The following is a 21,994-nucleotide window of genomic DNA, read 5'->3' as shown; positions in this document are numbered from 1 at the left end:
AGCTTTTTTTAATTCTTTACTAAATTTTCGTTTTTCAACAGAACTTCTTCTGCTAACTGCAGATATTGAATTGCACCTTTGCTTTCTGCATCGTAGTTTAAGATACTTTCACCAAAACTTGGTGCTTCACTCAATCTTACATTTCTGCTGATAATTGTTTCAAAAACCATTTCCGGAAAATGAGCATTGACTTCTTCCACTACCTGATTGGAAAGTCTCAATCTGCTGTCGTACATTGTCAGCAGCAAACCTTCGATATCCAGATCTTTATTGTGAATTTTCTGAACGTTTTTAATGGTATTCAAGAGTTTACCCAAACCTTCTAAAGCAAAATACTCACACTGAATAGGAATAATCACAGAATCAGCTGCGGTGAGCGCATTTACGGTAATTAAACCTAAACTTGGTGCGCAGTCAATGATGATATAATCGTAATCATCTCTTACCGTTGCCAATGCTTTTTTCAGCATATATTCACGGTTGTCTTTATCTACCAATTCTATTTCTGCGGCAACCAAATCGATGTGAGAAGGTACAATATCCAAGTTTGGAGTAGATGTTTTCTTGATACAGCTTCTTGTATCTATGCTGTGCTCCAGAAGGTTATAAGTAGAATACTGCACATCATCAACTCCAAGACCAGAAGTCGCATTAGCCTGCGGATCTGCATCTATGATTAATATCTTTTTCTCTAATACCCCTAATGCTGCGGCTAAATTTACAGCTGTTGTAGTTTTTCCTACCCCACCTTTTTGATTAGCGATACCTATGATTTTTGCCATTGCTTGAACTTTAAGTTTCAAAAATACACTTTTTTCTCTGCTTTCAAGGAAGGGATAAAACGAAAGTTGAGTTAAAATATTGTTAATAAGGAATTTAGGCAATAAAAAAATTATCCACAAAATATAGTATTTTGTGGATAAGTATCAAGAGTTGTTTTGAATATATTTAATTGTCAAACTTCATTGAGATCGGAAATTTGAAATAGCTTCTTACTGCTTCACCTTTTTTATTTTTCCCAGGAATCCATTTCCCTTTTACAGCTATGATTGTTCTGAGAGCCTCCGCATTAAAATCTGAATCTCTTCCATCTGCTTTTATCCCAGAAATTGTACCATCACGCTCTACGATGAAAGTAACAGTACTTTTCATCACTTCATCAGAAGAAAAAGAAAGAACCGTCAAACTTGTTCATTACTTTAGTTCTGAATGCTTCAATTCCTCCTTCGAAATTTGCAGAAACACTTAATTCTGTCTCGATTTTAAGAGGATCTTCTACTGGATTAGGAGGAAGTATTTTTGGTGCAGTAAATTTTCCAGGTCCAGAATCTGAACTAATAGGTATATAAACATCTGGAGTAGCAGGCTTTGCTTCGAAATCATTTTTAAATCCTGCAACTGCATCTTTTGGAATATCTTTAACAATAGTACTTTCATCAGCATTTCTTGTCGGAGTAACAACCGTTGCATCATATTGCTTTACGCGTTCAGGTTGAACTAGTGGTTTTACAGGCTGAACTTTTACCGGAGGCAATTCAACTTCAACGACATCTTTTAAAATGAACGGAGGAGGATTTTCTATAATTTCATCCGTTGTCTTAAGCGCCGAAATCAACATTGGTGTAATAGAAATTGCAGCCAGTAAACTCACCCCTATAAAGAGTGCTTTGGTTAGGATTCTGTCTGATTCATTTCTTAAAACATAAGCACCATATTGCTTATTGCGGTTTTCAAAGAGAATTTCGTTCAGTCGAAATTCTTGATTTTGTTGTAGGTGTTTCATCACAAAAATATTAAATTGTTATAGTAGATCAGATTAATACTTTATCATCTTTAAGTAATAATCTTTAAAACAATATCAAAATATTTGCCAAAAATTTACCAAAACACAAACTGTATATTAAAATTGATGAGAAAATAAAAATTAACTATTTAGTGAATAAGGTATGAAAGACAGATCAAAAAAAAGAGACTATCAATTGGTAGTCTCTTTAAATTTATATGAAAATTATTTTCTTAGAATAATTCTTTTCTGATGATGTTCTGACTTCTTTCTGGTTCGTACAGAAACTAAGTAAACATTGATTCCTAAATATTTCTCAATGAATTCAATGTATTTCTGAGCAGTATCAGGAAGCTCGTCATAGCTTCTTACTTTTGTAAGATCTTCTTTCCAACCCGGTAGATCTTGATAGATCGGCTCGTAGTTGTATAATTTTTCTGTTGAAGAAGTGAAATAATCGATGATTTTTCCGTCTTCAGTTTTGTAATGCGTTACGATTTTCAGGTTTTCAATCCCTGTAAGAACGTCTAATTTAGTAATTACTAAATTATTGATTCCGTTAATCATACAAGCGTGCTTCAAAGAAACAAGATCTAGCCAGCCTGTTCTTCTTGGTCTGCCTGTAGTCGCTCCGAACTCACCACCGATCTGTCTGATGCTTTCTCCTAACTCATTATCCAGTTCAGAAGGGAAAGGTTCAGTTTCCTACTCTTGTGCAGTACGCTTTAGCAACACCAATTAAGTTTTTCAGTGAAGTTGGCGGAACACCTGCTCCTGTACAAACTCCTCCTGTTGACGGAGAAGATGAAGTAACGTAAGGATATGTTCCGAAGTCGATATCCAGCATCAAAGCCTGAGCTCCTTCGAACAATACATTTTTACCGTCTCTGATCGCTTCGTTAAGCTCTAATTCAGTGTCAACGATTCTTTCCTGAAGCTGTTTTCCGATCTCTAAATATTCGTTGTAGATTTCTTCAACATCTAAAGTCGGTTTGTCGTAATATTTTTCGAAAAGAGAGTTTTTAACTTTTAAGTTTTTCTCAATTTTATCTCTTAAAATCTCAGGATTCAAAAGGTCTACCATTCTGATCCCGATTCTTGCAATCTTATCTTCGTAGCAAGGTCCGATTCCTTTTTTGGTCGTTCCGATCTGAGTTCCTCCGTGTTCTTCTTCGCGGTACGTATCCAAAAGAATGTGGTAAGGCATGATGACATGCGCTCTTCTGCTGATAAAAATATGGTCTGTTCTCAAGCCTTTGCTTTCAATCTGACCCACTTCTCTAATGAAAGATTTAGGATTCACCACTACTCCATTGGCAATGATACATTTCCCTTTGCACTGCAAAACTCCTGAAGGAAGAAGGTGCAAAACAAATTTCTCTTCACCCACATAAACCGTGTGACCAGCGTTGTCTCCGCCTTGGAAACGTACAACGTAATCAGATTTTGCCGATAAAACATCAGTGATTTTTCCTTTACCTTCATCTCCGTACTGAAGACCTACAACTACGTAAGTTGACATATTTTACTTTTATTTTAGATTCGTACAAAATTACTTTTAAAAAATTGGGTGGGCAAATTTGAGGGGAATTTTATTTTTGGGTGGGGAATCATTATGGTTTACCATAATTGTAATTATATGCTATTGTGTATATTTGATTATTAACCATAATAAATATAATAATGAATCCGACTTACTATCAAAATCAAATAAATAAGATTGAAAAAGATATTGCTGATTTACATAAGAAAATAGCTGATGAAAGTAAAAAAGAAAATGGTAAAATTAAGCAGATAGACTCTGTTAATAAATCAATAAATAAAAATACCTCAAATTCGACTTTACAAAGTAAACAAAAACAAATTTCAAACTATCAAACTGAAATTCTTAATTGTAAAAAAAAGACAGCGGATTATCAAAGCAAAATATCTGTAAAGACAATTGAATTAGGAAAGAAAAAACAAGAACTACGAAAGTCGGAAAATAATGAATTAAAAAAGCAGAATCAAAAACAAACCGATTTCCAAAAGAATTTACAACGTACTATTGAAGAACAAAAAGCTCAGTTAAATGATTTAATAAATCAAAATTATTCATCAAAAACAGATACTATCGAAAATAACGAAATACAAAAGCAATACGACTTTTTTATTTCCCATGCATCAGAAGACAAGGAAGATATTGTAAGAAATTTAGCAGAAGCTTTAAAAGAAGATGGTTTTCACGTTTGGTATGATGAGTTTGAACTAAAAATTGGAGATAGCTTGAGAAAAAAAATTGATTTAGGTTTAGTTAATTCTAAGTTTGGAATTGTTATTATTTCGCCTTCCTTTGTAAGGAAAAATTGGACAGAATATGAACTTAATGGAATGGTTGCTCGTGAAATGAACGGACATAAAGTAATATTACCTATTTGGCATAAAATTACAAAAGATGAAGTCCTCACATTTAGTCCTACATTAGCTGATAAAATGGCATTAAACACTTCAATTCATACAATTGATGATATTGTTGCTTCTTTAAAAGAATTGTAATATTATAAATAATGGAGAAAAATAAATCCAAATTAGAAAATAACTTTGAGTTAGTTAGACAATTAGAGAAAGGTGAAAAATCTGGTTTCATCAAAAATTTTGACCGCAAAACTTTTTAAACAATCTTCATAAAAAACATTTAAAGTAAGATGCAAGAAAACATAAAAGATGAATATATAAAAATAGCCCGAAAGTATCTTTTAGAAAATGTTGGTAATGATGTAGATATTGTTGAAGAATATACTGAAGATTTTGAAGATTTATTTTATTTTTCATATCAATCAAAACAATTCCTGAAAACAAAAAACTTTGAAGATATGCTTATTGGGCAAGGTCGTATATTTATTATAAAAAAAGATGGAAGAATAGTTGATTATGGTAGTGTATGGGGAAGTAAAAAAGCACGAATTGACATTATAACTAAATTAAATAAGGAAAGATTAATTCGAATTTTCCAAGAAGATTATGATATTTGGCAAGACAATTATAGTTTGGTAATTAATAAAATTTATGAAGATGATGAAGAAGGAATAATTTCACTTCTTTTGAAATATAAACTTCAATATGTTCTTACAAATCAAAACAAAGAAAACTCAAATCACTATTTTAACAAAGAACAACTCCAAAAGAAATTTAAAACATTACCCTTAAATTTAGGAAACCGATTTAATGACTTTCTTTATAATATGCTTGTTGAAATTATCAACACTTATCCATATTGTGAGTTTACACTTTTGCAGGAGTCTAGATAGTTATTGTTATTCTGCAGAAACCCTTCAACAGATTAGATTCCTTCGGAATGACAAACTTTAGAAATGTTTCTTACTTTAACAAAAACTCACAACTTAGTCCAAGTTCGCATAAAATTCATTCTGTAAAACCACCCCGTCAAAAATTTCTTTGAAATTTTCGCCACCTCTCCAGAGGAGGGGAATTTTTAATGGGTGAATGTTTATCGATTTCTTTTATAAAACAAGTTTTGTAAACCTGACAGACCTCACAAAAAACTTTCATCAAAATTCCGTAACTTTGCCGCCTACTAAAAATTTTATGGAAAGTATACAAGTTCACGACAAAACTTTTGTTCCTTATTTAGAGGATGCCGAAATTCAGGAGATCGTAAAAGCTACAGCTCTGAAAATTTATGAAGACTATAAGGATGAAGTTCCTGTTTTCATTGGCGTACTGAACGGTGTTATTATGTTTTTTTCTGATCTTCTGAAGCATTATCCGGGTGAATGTGAGATCGCATTTATTCAGATGAGCTCTTATTCAGGAACAGAATCTACAGGAATCGTTTACCAGAAAATGGAATTAACGAAAGACGTAAGAGATCGCCATATTATTTTGGTAGAAGATATTGTAGATACCGGAAATACGGTTGAAAGCCTATTCAAATATTTTAACGAAACGCAACGTCCGAAATCTGTAAAAATTGCTTCATTCTTATTAAAGCCTGAAGTGTATAAGAAAGATTTTAAACTAGATTATATCGGAAAAGAAATTCCGAACAAATTTGTTTTAGGTTACGGTCTTGATTACGATGAATTGGGAAGAAATTTGCCTAATCTGTATCAATTATCTGACGGACAAATCAATCATTAAACAGCTTTTAGCTATTTGCTGATTGCTTTTAGCTAAAAAATTAAAGAGAAATAAATTTAATAATAACTAAATATAGCTAAAGGCAAAAAGCCAACCGCCAATTGCCAAAAGCACTTCAACATTATGATAAACATTGTTCTGTTCGGCCCTCCAGGAAGTGGAAAAGGGACTCAAGCTCAAAATCTGATCGAGAAATTTAATTTAAAACAAATCTCTACGGGTGATCTTTTCAGATTCAACATGAAAAATGATACTGAACTTGGGAAATTGGCAAAATCCTACATTGATAAAGGAGATTTAGTTCCGGATCAGGTAACGATTGACATGCTGATTGACGAATTAAGAAAGCCGACTGATGCTGCAGGATTTATTTTTGACGGCTACCCAAGAACTGCTGTACAGACAGAAGCTCTGGAAAAAATATTGAAAGAAGAACTCAATGATAACATCGACGTTTGTCTTTCATTGATCGTAGAAGATAAAATTTTGGTAGAAAGATTGCTGAAAAGAGGCGAAACCAGCGGTAGAACTGATGACAGCAATGTAGAAATCATTGAAAACAGAATAAAAGAATATTACACAAAAACTGCAGAAGTTGCAGAATTATATAAGCAGCAAGATAAGTACGTTGAGATCAACGGTGTAGGAGAAATCAATGAGATTTCTGAAAAGCTTTTTGCTGAAGTAGAAAAAATAAAATAGTTTAAAGTTGTGAGTGATGAGTTATTAATAAATACCATTCATTCTCATAATTCATAACTCATAACTCATAATTGTAAGAAATGTCAAATTTTGTAGATTACGTAAAAATTCATTGTAAAAGTGGTCATGGTGGTGCAGGTTCTGCCCATCTTCGCCGCGAAAAATATATTCCGAAAGGTGGTCCCGATGGTGGAGACGGTGGTCGTGGAGGTCACGTAATCATGAGAGGAAATGCACAGGAGTGGACATTGCTTCCCCTTCGTTACACCCGTCATGTAAAAGCTGAACGCGGTGAAAACGGAGCAAAAAATCAGCTGACCGGAGGTTATGGTGAAGACGTTTATATCGACGTTCCTATCGGTACGATCGCTAAAAACGAAGAGGGTGAAATCATGGGTGAAATCATGGAGGACGGACAGGAAATTATCCTCATGGAAGGCGGAAAAGGCGGAAAGGGAAATGAACATTTCAAATCATCAACCAATCAGACTCCTCGTTTTGCACAGCCCGGAATGGACGGACAGGAAGGTTATGTTGTTTTCGAACTAAAAATCTTAGCCGATGTAGGTTTGGTAGGGTTCCCGAATGCAGGAAAATCTACTCTGCTAGCTTCCGTTTCGGCTGCTAAACCGAAAATTGCCAACTATGCTTTTACTACATTAACCCCGAATTTAGGAATTGTAGACTATAGAAATTACAAGTCTTTTGTAATGGCAGATATTCCGGGAATTATTGAAGGAGCCGCGGAAGGAAAAGGTTTAGGGCACAGATTTTTGAGACATATCGAAAGAAATTCAATCTTATTGTTTTTGATTCCGGCAGATTCTGAAAATCATTTTCAGGAGTTCAAAATTCTGGAGAATGAATTAAAAGAATACAATCCTGAATTATTGGATAAAGATTTTCTTATTTCTGTTTCTAAATGCGATTTGTTGGATGACGAACTTAGAAAAGAAATCTCAGCAGAATTTCCCGAAAACAGAAAACCCATATTCTTCTCTGGCGTAACCGGAGAAAACTTAATGGAACTGAAAGATGCAATCTGGAAGAAACTCCATGGATAGAATATAATTGAATATATAAAATAAAGGATAAGCATTCGTGTTTATCCTTTTTTGTTAATATTAATAATCACTATTTGGAACACTTATTGAGAGACTCCAACCAAATTTTAAACAATGAAATATTTATTAAGTCTTTTTGCAATCGTAGTTTTATTCTCGTGTCAATCTCAAAAAGTGCAATCACAATATTCAACTATTGAATATGAAGCCGGAGCATGTTTCGGGTTTTGTCCGATTTACAAAATGACAATTCAGAAAGACCGAACTGCAGTTTTGGAAGCAGAACATTTTAATTTCTCCAAAGGAACTTCAAAGGACGAATTTTCAAAGCCGAGAGAAGGAACTTTTACCGCAACCATCAAAGAAGAAAGATTACAAACAATTAGTTGCCCTGTTAAACGATTTGGATGTGAAAAGTCTTCAGGATAAATATGGTTCGCAAAATGTTTCAGACTTACCGACCTCTTATCTGAGAATTAAATTAACTGACGGAACTTCAAAAAACACTGAAGATTACGGTAAAAGAGGATCTGAAAAATTGATGAAAGTATATCAGTTTTTTGAGGATTTAAAGCAAAATCAACAGTGGACGAAAGTAAAATAATTGTGTTCAAATAATTTAGACTATATTTGCAGTATATTTCGCGGCATTCTCAGCCAGTAAAGTACTTTTGTACTTAAAATTCTGTTAAAAGTTTTTTAGCAGATTTGCTAAAAATGATGAAGTATACTGCTTCACCCGCACTATTTTAATACACAATTTTTATTTTGTTATTTACAGACTTAAACATTATCAAGCCCATTTTAGATGCGCTTCAAAAACAAGGTTATGAAAAGCCTACACCTATTCAGGAACAGGCGATTCCTTCAATTTTAGAACACAGAGATGTACTGGGAACTGCACAGACAGGAACCGGAAAAACAGCAGCTTTTGCGATCCCCATCTTACAGAATCTTACCGAAAGAAAAGGTTCCTAAAAACAATCATATTAAAGCCTTAATTCTGACTCCAACAAGAGAATTAGCAATACAGATCGAAGAAAGCTTTGATGCTTACGGAAAAAATTTACCTCTAAGAAAATTAGTAGTTTTTGGTGGTGTAAAACAAGGAAGTCAGGAAAACGCTTTGAGAAGAGGTGTTGATATTTTGGTTGCCACTCCGGGAAGATTATTAGACTTTATCGCTCAGGGAATTATCAGTTTAAAAAATCTTGAAATCTTTGTATTAGACGAAGCCGACAGAATGTTGGATATGGGTTTTGTACACGATGTGAAAAGAATTATCAAGCTTTTACCTCAAAAAAGACAGACGCTTTTCTTCTCTGCGACTATGCCTACAGAAATTCAGAAATTGGCAGATTCAATTTTGAATACTCCTATTAAAGTTTCTGTAACTCCTATTTCTTCAACTGCGGAAACCATCAAGCAAGCGGTTTATTTTGTAGATAAAGACAACAAATTAGAATTGCTGACGCATATTTTGCAGAATGATATTTCAGATTCTGTTTTGGTTTTCTCAAGAACTAAACACGGTGCTGACAAGATTGCAAGAAAACTGCAGTCGTCTAATATTTCAGCAGAAGCGATTCACGGAAACAAATCTCAGAATGCCAGACAGAATGCTTTAAATAACTTTAAGACAGGAAGAACACGTGTTTTGGTTGCCACTGACATCGCAGCAAGAGGGATTGATATTGACGAATTAAAATATGTAGTCAACTACGAACTTTCAGACGTTGCCGAAACTTACGTTCACAGAATTGGAAGAACAGGACGTGCAGGATCTGAAGGATCATCGATCTCATTCGTAGACGGCTTAGACTTATTAAATTTAAAGGATACCGAAAAACTAATTGGAATGAAAATTCCTGTGGAGAAAAATCATCCTTTCCACACTGATAATTTGGTAGTTGAAAAAAGAGATTCAAACAATAAACCTTTCACACCAAGACCGAGACCTGCAGGTCAACAACAAAAATCTGATCACAGCAAGAAACCGAAAAATAAAAGTAATTTTTCGAGAAATAAATAAATTAGTGAAGCCTTCCAGAGTTTGGAAGGCTTTATTTTTATAATTATTTTTTGATAAATTTTCTAGTTAATTTTCCTTTTGAAGTGTGAATATCTATTAGGTAGACGCCAGAAGGAAGACTTGTCACATCAATCTTATTATCGGACAAAACAACATTGGTTTTTTTTCCAGTAAGATCTGAAACAGAAATTTTATTAATTTTAGATATAGTAGTGATTGTAAGAAAATCTGCAACTGGATTAGGATAAATAATTACATTATCATCCATATTTTTGACTTCCTTATCTAAATTGATTTTCAAATGTATATTGTCTCTCTTATATTTACTTTCACTTAATTTTTTGCTTTCATCAATTCTAGTTCCCGATGAACTGCAATTTTCAATTTTTGCAAAGTAAAAATAATTTGAATCACTCGAAATAAAAGTATTTGGACTCAACGTTATACTGTTACCTGCCTTCATAGTGATATTTTTATTTGTTGAATTAATTTCGTAAGCTCCACTTGTCTGTATATAATCTGAAGCTTGATATAGGTAATCTACATTAGTCTCCTGAGTAGTTAATATGTAATTATTAGGACATTGGTTTCCAATAAAAGTATATACAGAATTTGGTAAGAGACCTTGCGTAGTTTTACCAGCCAAATAAATATTATCTAAATCGACATAACTAGAACTATAGGAATTTGGATCAATTATTTTGCTTAAATATCCGTATCCTTGGCCGGATAGGCTAAACGAAATATAAATATCGTTATGGGTATTTCGTTTAATATCTCCACACTCAAATAAAGAATTATTATTGCTGTAAATTTGTTGATAAATAGGAAAACTAACAGAATTTAACATATCCACAGAAAATATTTTTGAATCATTATTTCTACCTAAGTACAAAACTGATGAATCTTTATTAAACTCACCGACTGATGGAAAAACACTTGAAATTTCTAATTCATAATCATTCGTTACAGTTCCTGTCATATTATTAAATGATAAAACTTTCGCAACATTATTTCCGTTACTCATACTGATAAAAAGGTAGTTTGAATAGTTTGAAAAATTTAAAGGTGGAGAAGATGTCATACTTGTTCCATAACCTACAGTATTAGAAGGGATATTAATATTCAGATTGCTTTGAACTGGATTAGTACTCACTCCTGTAGCATCTACTAAATAACTGTAAATTAGATTTGCATCATGAGTAACTACCCAAAAAGAACCAGCACTATCATTTTTAATAATAGTGAACACAGCAGATAAATTTGTTGATTGGTAATTTGAATGAATTGGAATTTCTTTAAAATTAGATAAAACTACACCCAATGGAAACCCGTCTTGCCCGAGGGATCCTTGCGACATATCTACAAGGGAATACATTAAAATTTCAGGATCAGCAGCTGAAGTACCTCCTATTGTTTTTGTTACAAAAATATAGTATTGATTTGAATTTCCAGGATTTTGAACTATAGCAATACTCGATTGCGCTATAAAATACTGCATGTTTCCATTTTGCATCGTATTGTGGTCACGTGTCAATACAGTTTCTCCATTAGTATAAAATAATAGTTTACCATTTGCATCACTTACTGAAGCGGTCGCTACAGAATAACTAGGCAATTGATTATCAACTAAAGCTAGAGGATTTGCAACATTTGCAAAATTTAAAGCAGCTTTATTACCGAAGTACCAATTATTATTTTCTCCCTGAGAAAACATAAATAAGGGTATTATCATTAAAAAAGTTAAATAAATTTTCTTCATAATCTTTATTAACTTTTTATTTCATTTTGTTTTCTAAAGTTTCAATACGTTCCTGCTGTGCAATCACGTGAAGAGTAAGTTCTTCAATCTTTTTAAGAAGCATAATATTCATCTCTTTTAGTTCTATACCATTTTTAATAGCTTCAGCGGTAGTAGGAACTTCTGGCAGATGACCTTCTGTTGCTATGAATTTTGACAACTCTCTCAAAGACATTAGTTTATAATCTTTCTCAAAAACATAATCTGCCCAACCATTATTGGCAGCAATATCAACCTTTACTTTTTCTGTTCTAATACCATCTTTTACAAAAAGTTTATATTTTTGTCCATCTTGAGCAATTCCGTCAGAAGGCAATTGATTAGTTAACTGTCCGATACCGATTGTTCCATTGTTGCCTACGATCCAATTCCCGATGTTTAATTCGTTTGAGGGCTGAGAGTTAAAGGGTAAAATATTATTTCCTATATAAATATTTCCTGTTGCATTATTGGAATTAGTAGCATTATTATAACCAAGTGAAATATTATAGGAAGCTTTATTTGCATTTAAGAAACCATTTGTACCAATTGTCGTGTTATAATTCCCTTCAGTTAAGTTAACTAATGCAAGTGACCCGACAGAGGTATTTCCTACTATGGGAACAGATGCTGTACTACCCCAAGCTCTCAAACTCGAAAATCCTACAGCAGTATTATGCTCGCCTGCAACAGCGCCACCAAGAGTATTAGGACCAATCCCAACATTACCATAAGTGGAAATAGAATTTTGCATTGCATTAATTCCCAAAGCTGTGTTAAAATTGCCAATAGTATTAGCGGATAAAGAATTAAATCCTAAGGCCACATTTCCATTTCCTATCGAATTCTCAGTCATTGAACCAAGTCCTATTGAAACATTTCCCCAATTTACTCCGCCTGCATTATTTGATGGTATCTCATTACCACCCGCAATGTATAGGTTATTTGAAAAAGTAACACCATTACTGTTGTAAAATACCAACCTTCCGTTTGTTGTCAGTTTTAACTTTTCAGAATTGTTAATTTTAAAAACTATCGGTTGATTATCGGAAGTTCCCAAAAAATCTGTACTTGGATTGGTTCCAGAGTTACCCGCTGTATTCCAACTTTGAGCAAAAGTATTGATGGATATTAATCCCAAAATGATCACTAATCGTCTCATAAAAATTTGTTTATATGTTTACATGTTTATGTTTCACAATAATAGGAATTTTTATGAATTAAAATATAAAAATGTTAATTTTTAAAATTATAATAGTAAATCCAGGACTTGCAAATGAATTTTTCTATCTCGTTATTTATTTATTAAACATCTTTTTGGCATTCTCGCTCGTAATTCTATCAATCTCAGTAAAATCTTTTTGATAAATATCAACCAGTTTCCCGGCAACCAAATCAAGATACGAGCTTTCGTTACGCTTTCCTCTAAAAGGAACGGGAGCAAGGTAAGGTGAATCTGTTTCCAGAACAATTTTATCAAGCGGAATTTCGTGTAAAAACTGATCGATTTTGCCATTTTTGAAAGTCACTACTCCACCGATTCCTAAAATGAAATTTAAGTCTAAAGCGTGTTTCGCCTGTTCTAGATTTCCTGAAAAACAATGAAAAATACCTCGTAATTTCGGATGCTTTTTTCTTTCTAAAACTTCGAATGTTTCATCGAAACTTTCTCTGGTATGAATTACAATAGGCAAATCTTTTTCAATTGCCCAGTCGATTTGCTGCTCAAAAGCTTTTACCTGAATATCCAACGTGGATTTATCCCAATACAGATCAATTCCAATTTCTCCGATAGCAGGAAAACTTCTTTGATCCAAATAATTTTTTACAATTTCAAGTTCACTTTCCCAACTTTCCGGTTTTACATAACATGGGTGAAGTCCCATCATTGAAAAAACCTGGTTGGGGTAATTATTTTCAAGTTGAAGCATCTTCTCATGAGATTCAGAATCGATAGCAGGAAGATAAAACTCAGTAATCCCTTTGTCTAAAGCTCTTTGGATGGCTTCTTTTCTGTCTTTATCAAACTCCTCTGAATATAAATGTGTATGTGTATCAATCATCTTTTAAAATTTTAACAGATCTTCATAAGGATCTCCAAGATTCAGCAATATTCCGAATGCAGGTTCTGTTTTGATGCCTTTTTCTTTTAATTCTATTATTTTTTGTCTGAAACCTTCTCCCTTTTCCTGTAATATTTTGTATTCGGCAATCATGTGCAGATAGGCGTTTTGTAAAACTGTTGGTTTATTTTGTCCGAAAATTTCAATTGGAAAACCATCCAAAAAACCATTCAAAATTATACAATCTTCATTATTAATGACATCTTCTGTAATCTTGAAATTAGAATATTCCTGAAAGATTTGTTTCAAGGATTTTATAAACTCAACCTTATTTTTAACCTCACAGATAATATCCAAATCACTGCTTTCAATATCAATTTCAATAGGAATTGTTCCTGCTAAGATTGGAGAATACTGTTTTAACTGATCAAAAATCTGATACTTGGTAAGAACCCGTAAAGCGTTTTTCTGTCTTTCGTTTCCAGTCTTCAGGTAATCAATTTTGGTAAAATCAATCATTTGAAATCAGAATATTTTATGTTTGGTTTTATTCTGCTGACTTTTAATTCTTTGATTTAGTTTTTCTCTGAATTCCAGATATTTCGGATCTTTCTCGTCATCAGATTTATGTTCTAATGCTTTATGAATTTTAAAATTTTCTTTTATAAAATCTTTAGTTTCAGTCGAAAAAAAGGCATCTCCAAATTTTTCAAAAATATAGTTCACAGCCTGGGAATTCGGGTGAATCATATCTTCTTTGTAGAAACGATAATCGCGAAGATCATCCATTAAAATCTCATAAATCGGCAGATAATGACAGTCTTCTATTTCTGAAATCACTTCATGAATGGCTGTAATCAATTTTGATTTGCTCAACTGATTTTCAATCATTCCGTCTTTTGTGTGACGAACTGGCGAAACAGTAAACAAAATCTGAACGTCTTCATTACCAATGTCTTTTAAATTTAAAATAGTATCATAAATAGAATCTGTAAGTTCCTGATGAGTTAAAATCCTCTTTTTAAAAAACTTCTGTGGTATCTTATGACAATTAGCAACCAGCTTTTTTTTGGGTTGAAACTCATAAATAAATGAAGTTCCGTACGTTATGATTACCCAATTGGAATCCTGAAGAAATTGATTTCCTTCAACAATTTTAAGATTGATTTTTTCTAAAGTCTGGTGAATAAACCTGGTGTCGAAACTCGAGTGATGATCCAGCGAAATGTATTCATCATCAAAAACAATCAGCTCTTCTTCGTGATAAAATTCAGAATCATGAAGCCTTTTAATTGAATTATTAATTGAAAAAGGATTAAATAACGTTCCAAACGGATTATTCACCGTCTGCAACTGACCTTGCTGAAATAACTCCGACATTTCTGAAGCAAAACACGATCCTATTGAAAATATTTTATCTTCAATCTCGATCTTTTTATCAGATTCTGTGATGTTTACTTCAGTCCGGAATTTCATTTCGTTAATTTGAATAAGTCAATTGACTTATCTCTTTTACTAATAAAGGCTTCGACAGGCTCAGCCTGACAATGTTTAAATAATGCGGTTAGTATTCGAGATGCGACCATGAGCTCGTCGAAGGATTCTCAATTAAAAAACCGCTTACTAATCGCTGTTTTCCAATATTAAAAGGATAATTCAATTTGAGAATTTGAAAATAAAAAATTGAATAAATAATTATCTTCAAATTCTCAAATCAGCACATTAGCTTTCTCTTCTCAAAAGGTAGTTTGCCAATTCTGCAAATGGCTTTTTCTTTTCTTCCGGTATATCTATTTTGGCAAGATAGCTTTGTCCGATCTCATTATGTTTTTCAATCAAACGTAAGGCTTTCTCATCGACTTTTGTTCTTCTGAAAATCTTTTCAACACCGTATACTTTATCAATGTTATCGGTTTTTTTAGAATACCAGTAGTCCAATTCTTTTTTCTCTTCTTCTGTACCATGTTCTTTAGCTAAAAGATACAGAACGGTTTTTTTATTTTCATAAATGTCACCTGCATGTTTTTTACCAAACTGAGCCTGATCTCCGAAAACATCCAAATAATCATCCATAATCTGGAAGGCAATACCAATGTGCTTTCCGAAATTGAAGATCGCTTTTGCATCTTTAAATTGTGCTCTGGCAATCAATGCTCCAATTTCAAAAGAAGATGCACTCAGAACTCCTGTTTTATACGTAATCATTCTGATGTAATCATCAAAAGTTACATTTTCCTGAGTTTCAAAATTGATGTCATATTGCTGGCCTTCGCATAAAAGCAAACCTGTATGCGTGAAAATTCTTATACATGCTTTGAAAATTTCAGGTTCAAGATCTTCAAAAAACTTGTAGGCTTTCAGCATCAATCCGTCTCCGGAAAGAATCCCGACGTTGATACCGTGTAAAGTATGAATGGTAGGCTTGTTTCTTCTCAAAGGTGCTTCATCCATAATATCATCATGAATAAGCGTAAAATTATGGAAGAACTCAATCGCCAAAGCGGGCTTTATCGCCTGTTTCATGTCACCACCGAACAAATCACAAGCCATGAGCACCATAATCGGACGAAGACGCTTACCTCCGTGCGAGATGATGTAATTCATGGGATCATACAATTCTGTAGGCTTGTCTTTGAACGTATATTTAGTAATGGCATCAGCAACAATCTGTTGGTAGGTGTCTAAGAATTCCATAAAAGATTTTAATTTGAACAAAAATACGATTTTCTGAGGGGTTGTAAAACAAAAAACTTTGCCTGTTGAGACAAAGTTTAGTAATATGATTTATTATTTTAATTAAGTTAAATAAGTCACCACAAGATAAGTCAATCCGGCAACAATAGCCGAGATAGGAATCGTTAATACCCAAGCCCAAAGTAAGCTTACGGTAATTCCCCAACGTACTGCAGAAACTCTTTTCGTTAATCCAACTCCGATGATAGAACCCGTAATGGTATGCGTTGTAGAAACCGGAATACCAAAGTGATCGGTAATGAAAAGCGTAATCGCGCCAGCAGTTTCGGCACTTACTCCTTCTAATGGCGTTACTTTTGTAATTTTAGTTCCCATTGTTTTGATAATCTTCCAACCACCACTCATAGTTCCCAATGCTATTGCAACGAAAGAAACCAACGGAACCCACATATAATGTTCTGCAAAATAATTAAAACGTTCAGCAGATTCAATATTTAAATAGACAGGATCCTGAAGCATATTGACGTGATAGTAAATCAATGCAGCTCCGATAATTCCCATTACTTTCTGAGCGTCATTCAAACCATGTCCTAAGCTAAACAAAGCCGATGATGCCAACTGTAATTTTTTGAAAGATTTATCTGCCTTATGAGGATTTGAATTTTTGTACAGATACACAATGATTAAAGTAATGATAATCGAAGTGATCATCCCGATAATAGGTGCAAGGAAAATAAATAAGAAAATAGGAATTACTTTGCTGAATTTCACAACATCCTGACTTGCAACTTTAGAAATGGTCTGTTTGAAAGTTTCAAATATTCCTAAATCCGGAGTGGCGGCAACCACCTCACGATAATCCATCAGGAAAGCGTGCATTAATGCTGCTCCTAAGAAACCACCGATTAGTGTGTGAGATGATGATGAAGGAATTCCGAACCACCATGTTAAAAGGTTCCAGGCAATTGCTGCAATCAATCCTGAGAAGATCACTTCAAGAGTAATAAAATTCTCATTGACTGTTTTGGCAATTGTATTACCGATTTTAAACTCGCCAATAATATATGCGGCAATAAAGAATGCTGCAAAGTTCCAGACAGCAGCCCAAAGCACGGCCTGAAAAGGAGTCAAAACTTTTGTCGATACGATGGTCGCAATAGAATTGGCAGCGTCATGAAAACCATTGATATAATCGAAGATTAAAGCCAAAGCAATAATAACCGTAAGTAAAATAGGAAAATCCATTTTTTGTTATGTATTGTTTTTTAAGCGTATTTAATCATGATATTCTCAATCGTATTGGCAACATCTTCTGCTTTGTCGGTTACGACTTCAAGATAATTTAAAACAGATGATATTTTGATGATGTTGATGGCATCATTAGTTTCAAAAAGCTCTACCATAGAGTTTGAAAGAAGATCATCAGCAATATTTTCGATAGAATTTACTTTAATACAAGCTTCTTTTACCAATTCCATGTTTTTGAAACCTTTAAGGTTTTTCATGGCATTCTGAATTTCAAGACAAGCCTTGTGAATCAATAATGAGAAGTCTGCGTAAGCCTTCATCATCGGAGATTTGTACAAGAAAATATATTTTGTAGAAGCGTAAATATAATCTGCAATATCATCTAAGCCGGTTGCCAAATGGTGAATATCTTCACGATCGAATGGTGTGATAAAGTTTTTCCCCAATTCGATAAAGATCTCGTGAGTAAGCTCATCATTTTTGTGCTCGTAGTCGCTCATCAGTTTCAACATTGTATCGTCGTTCAGATCAAAATCTTTTACTCCGTTGTTAAAATCATTAGACATCGCAACTAAATTCTCTGTTACTTTTTCGAAAAGCACGAAGAAAATTTTATCTTTTGGCTGAAATGCGTGGAAAATATTACCAATTGCCATTTGTAAATTGTATTTAATTTATTCGTGTGCAAATTTCCTAAAAAACCACCTTAACAAAAAGCTTCCAGCATTAATTTTTGTTAATATTGGGATGATATTTGTTCACATAAAAAACCACGATGAAAAAACCTTTTCTACTCGGTTTAAAATCAATAATTTAAGAATAAATTGCGTTTCAATATCCTACATTTTTTAAACAAAAAAGCCGACAAAACTGTCGGCTTATCATATATTTTAAGTCTAAGATTAGTTCGCCTCTTCAGCTCTCATTTCTTTTCCTTTAAATTTCATCGATTGAAGATTTCCTATAAGCTCATTGCTAAAAGATTTCTCAACTTCAAAGAATGAGAATTTCTCAAGAATTTCGATATTTCCAATCTCAGCTCTTTTATTTCCTTTGCTTGATGTAGCTTTGTTGATGATTTCCAATACATCTAGTTTTTTCAATTGGTCTTTTTTACCAAGATTGAAGAAAAATCTAGTCATATTTTCGTCTCTCTGTCTCGGCTTACCGCCACGATCTCCTCTTCTTTCACCTCCTCTGTCGCTACGTTCGTTACGATCTCCTCTGTCACGATCTCTTCCTCTGTCGCGATCTCTTCCACCTCTGCTGTCTCTGTCTCTTCCGCCTCTGTCATCATCTCTGCTGCTAAACTTCTGATCTGCAAGATCCTGTTTGTCTTTGTAATACAAAGCAAGGTCTTTTAATTGGAATTGTAACAACTGTACTACCAGTTCTTCTTTGGTGAAATTACTTAAATCAGGAACAAGACTTTGATCAAAATCAAAAATATTCTCATGTTCTGTCATTAATTTTTCAAAAACGCCCTTTACCTGAGCCGAAATCACTTCGTCACCCGTAGGAATTTTCTTTTCAACGATATCAATTTTCGTTGTAGATTTTATCTGCTTAAGCTTTCTGCTTTCTTCAGGCTTAATCAAAGACATTGAAATACCGTCTTTTCCTGCTCTACCTGTTCTTCCGCTTCTGTGTACAAAAACTTCAGGATCATCCGGTAAAGAGAAATGTACCACGTGCGTTAATGAATCAACATCCAATCCTCTTGCCGCAACATCAGTCGCTACCAAAATATCGATGTTCTTCAATCTGAATTTCTTCATTACCGTATCTCTCTGCGCTTGAGAAAGATCACCATGAAGAGCATCAGCAGCATAACCGTTTTGCATTAAAAAGTCTGCAACCTCCTGAGTTTCCATTCTTGTTCTACAGAAAATAATAGAATACTGATTCGGGTTTGCATCAATTAGTCTTTTCAGAGCTTCTTTTTTGTTACGGTAACCTACAACGTAAAATTCATGCTTGATGTTCTTCTTAACTTCGTTAATAGAACCCACAGAAATACGGTGAGGCTGTGTAAGGTAACTTTTAGAAATTCTTTCAACCTCTTTACTCATCGTTGCCGAGAATAAGTAAGTTTGTTTTGTTTCAGGAGTTTCCTTCAAAATTGTTTCCAATTCGTCTTTGAAACCCATAGATAACATCTCATCTGCTTCATCTAAAACCAACCACTGGATTTCAGAGAAATCAAGAGCTTTTCTGTTGATCAAGTCGATCACCCTTCCCGGAGTACCCACGATAATCTGTGGTTTATCTCTCAAAGAACGCATTTGATCCGTAATACTGCTTCCACCATAAACTGCTGTAGTTTTGATGTTTCTCATGTACTTCGAATAGTTGTTAATGTCTTTTGAAATCTGTAGACATAGTTCTCGCGTCGGGCAAAGCACCAAAAATTGGATTTTGCGACTCGTATCGTCAATCATGTCCAAAATCGGAAGCGAAAACGCTGCTGTTTTGCCTGTCCCTGTCTGCGCAAGTGCGATTAGATCGCGTGTATCTGATTGAATAAAAGGGATAGTCTGTTTTTGGATTTCTGTCGGGCTTTCGTAACCCAGTTCGCCAATGGCCTTAAGGATATCAGGACTTAAATTGGTCTCCGTAAATAAATTCATTAATTAATATAAAATTTTTGCAAAGATATAATAAATATTTGGATTCCGAACTATATAATATTAACGAATTAATAAATTCGTTCTATCAAAACCCAGTTATTTTTAAATTTAATTAAAAAAAACGCATAAATATTATTTAAAATTTATGGAATTCTCAAACATCTTCTATTTTGTGAATTTATCTGAATTTTTAAATATTTGATGTAAATCATTAAATGAAATATAAAATTGAGGTATGACCGGATTTTTTTTAAATTTGAATAAATTAAAAATATGTCTGCAGTAATCTCTCAGAAAACTTTCGATTTTCTTACCCAACTTGAAAGAAACAACAATAGAGACTGGTTTAACGAAAATAAAAATCTTTACACCGAAGCACAATCAAATGTACTGAATTTCCTTGAAGAGCTTATTTTAAAGATGGGACAGTTTGATGAAAATCTGTTGAAAATTGATGCCAAAAAATCAATGTTCAGAATTTACCGGGACACCCGTTTTTCTAAATTGAAAATCCCTTACAAAACTAATATCGGTGCCTCTTTGGGAATGGGAAAAGGCAGCCAGAAAGGAGGATATTATTTTCATCTGGAACCCGGAAAATCTTTTATTGCCGGCGGAATCTATATGCCCGAATCTGCAACGTTAAAACAAGTACGCAAAGAAATTTCTTTATATGGCGAAGAATTTCTTACCATCATCAATGACAAAAACTTCAAAAAACATTTTCCTGATTTAAGTGAAGAAGATAAGCTGAAAAAAAATCCTCAAGGTTTTGAAAAGGAAGATCCAATGGGAGAATATTTAAAACTAAAGAGCTTTATTGTTGTTTATAATTTAAAAGATGAAGAAATTTTAGATAAAAATGCGACCACAAACATTTCTAAAATTTTCGAGGTCATGAAGCCTTTAAATGATTTTCTAAACGCACCATTTTTAGATACTTCTGATTAGTTTCTTATTTTGTAATTCCATTATGAATTAACAATCAACATCTTCGGATTTTAAAAACTTAATACCATTTTTCCTACCTTTGTGGGTCGTAAAAAAAGAAAGAAATGTCTTTATACCAGCAACTCGCAGAAAAATTACAGTACATCAGTCCAGGTTTTTATAAACAAAGGTATTTTAAAAGTTTAAAAAATCTAACGAAGGAAAATTTTTCCGGTCGAAATGTTGAGCCGGAGCTTGTTTGGATTAAAGAGTATTTAACAGATAATGCAGTAATTTTTGACATTGGTGCCAATGTAGGAACTTTTCTTTATCAGTTTGAAAACAAGCTGAATCATCAGAATATTTACGCTTTTGAGCCCAATAAAAAACTCAATATCAGGTTAAAAAGACTCTTCCCATCCATGAACATTTCCTCCGTCGCACTTTCTGACGAGAATACGACCGCCCAATTCAAAGTTCCGATTATTAAAGGTAAAATGGTTGCTTCGAGAGGCACACTCAACACTTCATACAAAGAAAAAGACGAGGATAACAGTTATTTTGAAACCGTAGAAGTGGTAAAACTGGATGACTGGACGAAGTCTAAAAATATCCAAAAAATAGATTTCATCAAAATAGATGTGGAAGGCAACGAGATGAAAACGCTCTTTGGAGGAAAAAACACGATACAGCAATTCAAACCAACTCTAATGGTTGAAATGGAACAAAGACATCATGAAAAACCGATCTGGAACGAAATTTCTGAAGTGGAAAATTGGGGCTTTAACGCAAACTATCTGAACAGAGAAACATTTACAATAGAAAAACTGACCAAGGAAATTTTAATTAAAAACACAGCAGACGAAAAAAACAAAACCGACTACATCAACAATATTATTTTTCTTCCAAAAAATCACTAAAAAATCTG

Annotated in this window: 21 protein-coding genes and 2 pseudogenes; 10 read left to right on the top strand and 13 right to left on the bottom strand. The window is 33.5% G+C overall.

The annotated features are described in order from the left end of the window. Nucleotides 1–8: 8 nt before the first annotated feature. From ACZZZA_RS10260 to ACZZZA_RS10245, 4 genes and pseudogenes are all read right to left on the bottom strand, one after another. On the bottom strand, nt 9–782 hold the full coding sequence (locus tag ACZZZA_RS10260) for a ParA family protein (RefSeq protein ID WP_463431463.1): 774 nt from the start codon (nt 780–782) through the stop codon (nt 9–11). A 166-nt stretch (nt 783–948) separates the two neighbouring features. After that, complete coding sequence (locus tag ACZZZA_RS10255) at nt 949–1,152, bottom strand: energy transducer TonB (RefSeq protein ID WP_463431461.1); 204 nt, start codon at nt 1,150–1,152, stop codon at nt 949–951. A 7-nt stretch (nt 1,153–1,159) separates the two neighbouring features. Further along, nucleotides 1,160–1,783 carry a hypothetical protein gene (locus ACZZZA_RS10250; RefSeq protein ID WP_463431460.1) on the bottom strand — a complete coding sequence of 208 codons (624 nt, stop codon included), beginning with the start codon at nt 1,781–1,783 and terminating at the stop codon, nt 1,160–1,162. A gap of 233 nt (nt 1,784–2,016) precedes the next feature. Beyond that, nucleotides 2,017–3,305 (bottom strand): annotated as a pseudogene (locus ACZZZA_RS10245) (adenylosuccinate synthase). Between the two features lie 161 nt (nt 3,306–3,466). On the opposite strand from ACZZZA_RS10245, the gene ACZZZA_RS10240 reads away from it, so the two are divergent. The 8 genes and pseudogenes from ACZZZA_RS10240 to ACZZZA_RS10205 all read left to right on the top strand — a co-directional run bounded on the left by ACZZZA_RS10240 (nt 3,467) and on the right by ACZZZA_RS10205 (nt 9,721). Next, entirely contained in the window at nt 3,467–4,318 is an 852-nt protein-coding gene (locus ACZZZA_RS10240) for a TIR domain-containing protein (protein ID WP_463431459.1), read from the top strand. Nucleotides 4,319–4,467: 149 nt separating this feature from the next. Then, nucleotides 4,468–5,070: a hypothetical protein gene (locus tag ACZZZA_RS10235; protein WP_463431458.1), complete on the top strand. Its 603-nt coding sequence runs from the start codon at nt 4,468–4,470 to the stop codon at nt 5,068–5,070. Between the two features lie 298 nt (nt 5,071–5,368). Further along, nucleotides 5,369–5,923: a phosphoribosyltransferase gene (locus ACZZZA_RS10230; protein WP_463431457.1), complete on the top strand. Its 555-nt coding sequence runs from the start codon at nt 5,369–5,371 to the stop codon at nt 5,921–5,923. A 123-nt stretch (nt 5,924–6,046) separates the two neighbouring features. Continuing rightward, nucleotides 6,047–6,625, top strand: a complete 579-nt coding sequence (locus ACZZZA_RS10225; protein ID WP_463431456.1) for an adenylate kinase — start codon at nt 6,047–6,049, stop codon at nt 6,623–6,625. An 80-nt stretch (nt 6,626–6,705) separates the two neighbouring features. Continuing rightward, nucleotides 6,706–7,689 (top strand): GTPase ObgE, encoded by a 984-nt coding sequence (gene obgE, locus ACZZZA_RS10220; RefSeq protein WP_463431455.1) that lies wholly within the window; start codon nt 6,706–6,708, stop codon nt 7,687–7,689. A 114-nt stretch (nt 7,690–7,803) separates the two neighbouring features. After that, nucleotides 7,804–8,118: a DUF6438 domain-containing protein gene (locus tag ACZZZA_RS10215; protein WP_463431454.1), complete on the top strand. Its 315-nt coding sequence runs from the start codon at nt 7,804–7,806 to the stop codon at nt 8,116–8,118. Then, on the top strand, nt 8,099–8,293 hold the full coding sequence (locus ACZZZA_RS10210; protein WP_463431453.1) for a DUF6438 domain-containing protein: 195 nt from the start codon (nt 8,099–8,101) through the stop codon (nt 8,291–8,293). The genes ACZZZA_RS10215 and ACZZZA_RS10210 overlap by 20 nt, the downstream gene beginning before the upstream one ends. 164 nt (nt 8,294–8,457) lie before the next feature. Beyond that, nucleotides 8,458–9,721: pseudogene (locus tag ACZZZA_RS10205) on the top strand (DEAD/DEAH box helicase). Nucleotides 9,722–9,764: 43 nt separating this feature from the next. Here ACZZZA_RS10205 and ACZZZA_RS10200 read toward each other — a convergent pair. The 9 genes from ACZZZA_RS10200 to ACZZZA_RS10160 all read right to left on the bottom strand — a co-directional run bounded on the left by ACZZZA_RS10200 (nt 9,765) and on the right by ACZZZA_RS10160 (nt 20,136). Then, nucleotides 9,765–11,483 (bottom strand): T9SS type A sorting domain-containing protein, encoded by a 1,719-nt coding sequence (locus ACZZZA_RS10200; protein ID WP_463431452.1) that lies wholly within the window; start codon nt 11,481–11,483, stop codon nt 9,765–9,767. Nucleotides 11,484–11,499: 16 nt separating this feature from the next. After that, a complete protein-coding gene (locus tag ACZZZA_RS10195; protein WP_463431451.1) occupies nt 11,500–12,663 on the bottom strand; it encodes a hypothetical protein in 1,164 nt (387 codons plus the stop codon). Nucleotides 12,664–12,799: 136 nt separating this feature from the next. Continuing rightward, nucleotides 12,800–13,564: a TatD family hydrolase gene (locus ACZZZA_RS10190; RefSeq protein ID WP_463431450.1), complete on the bottom strand. Its 765-nt coding sequence runs from the start codon at nt 13,562–13,564 to the stop codon at nt 12,800–12,802. Nucleotides 13,565–13,567: 3 nt separating this feature from the next. Beyond that, on the bottom strand, nt 13,568–14,083 hold the full coding sequence (locus ACZZZA_RS10185; RefSeq protein ID WP_463431449.1) for a DUF4269 domain-containing protein: 516 nt from the start codon (nt 14,081–14,083) through the stop codon (nt 13,568–13,570). A 6-nt stretch (nt 14,084–14,089) separates the two neighbouring features. Then, nucleotides 14,090–15,040, bottom strand: coding sequence for a GSCFA domain-containing protein (locus ACZZZA_RS10180; protein ID WP_463431448.1), 951 nt, complete (start codon nt 15,038–15,040; stop codon nt 14,090–14,092). 246 nt (nt 15,041–15,286) lie between these two features. Beyond that, nucleotides 15,287–16,258: a polyprenyl synthetase family protein gene (locus tag ACZZZA_RS10175; protein WP_463431447.1), complete on the bottom strand. Its 972-nt coding sequence runs from the start codon at nt 16,256–16,258 to the stop codon at nt 15,287–15,289. A gap of 102 nt (nt 16,259–16,360) precedes the next feature. Then, nucleotides 16,361–17,503 carry an anion permease gene (locus ACZZZA_RS10170; RefSeq protein ID WP_463431446.1) on the bottom strand — a complete coding sequence of 381 codons (1,143 nt, stop codon included), beginning with the start codon at nt 17,501–17,503 and terminating at the stop codon, nt 16,361–16,363. 20 nt (nt 17,504–17,523) lie between these two features. Continuing rightward, complete coding sequence (locus ACZZZA_RS10165; RefSeq protein WP_463431445.1) at nt 17,524–18,162, bottom strand: DUF47 domain-containing protein; 639 nt, start codon at nt 18,160–18,162, stop codon at nt 17,524–17,526. 246 nt (nt 18,163–18,408) lie between these two features. Beyond that, on the bottom strand, nt 18,409–20,136 hold the full coding sequence (locus tag ACZZZA_RS10160) for a DEAD/DEAH box helicase (protein ID WP_463431444.1): 1,728 nt from the start codon (nt 20,134–20,136) through the stop codon (nt 18,409–18,411). Between the two features lie 273 nt (nt 20,137–20,409). On the opposite strand from ACZZZA_RS10160, the gene ACZZZA_RS10155 reads away from it, so the two are divergent. Together ACZZZA_RS10155 and ACZZZA_RS10150 are read left to right on the top strand one after the other, a co-directional pair. Next, nucleotides 20,410–21,087 (top strand): DUF2461 domain-containing protein, encoded by a 678-nt coding sequence (locus ACZZZA_RS10155; RefSeq protein WP_463431443.1) that lies wholly within the window; start codon nt 20,410–20,412, stop codon nt 21,085–21,087. A 104-nt stretch (nt 21,088–21,191) separates the two neighbouring features. Then, complete coding sequence (locus ACZZZA_RS10150; protein ID WP_463431442.1) at nt 21,192–21,986, top strand: FkbM family methyltransferase; 795 nt, start codon at nt 21,192–21,194, stop codon at nt 21,984–21,986. The last annotated feature ends 8 nt before the right edge of the window (nt 21,987–21,994 follow it).

Source organism: Chryseobacterium sp. AC405b, from assembly GCF_979258685.1.
This window is presented reverse-complemented; position numbering and strand designations above follow the sequence as displayed.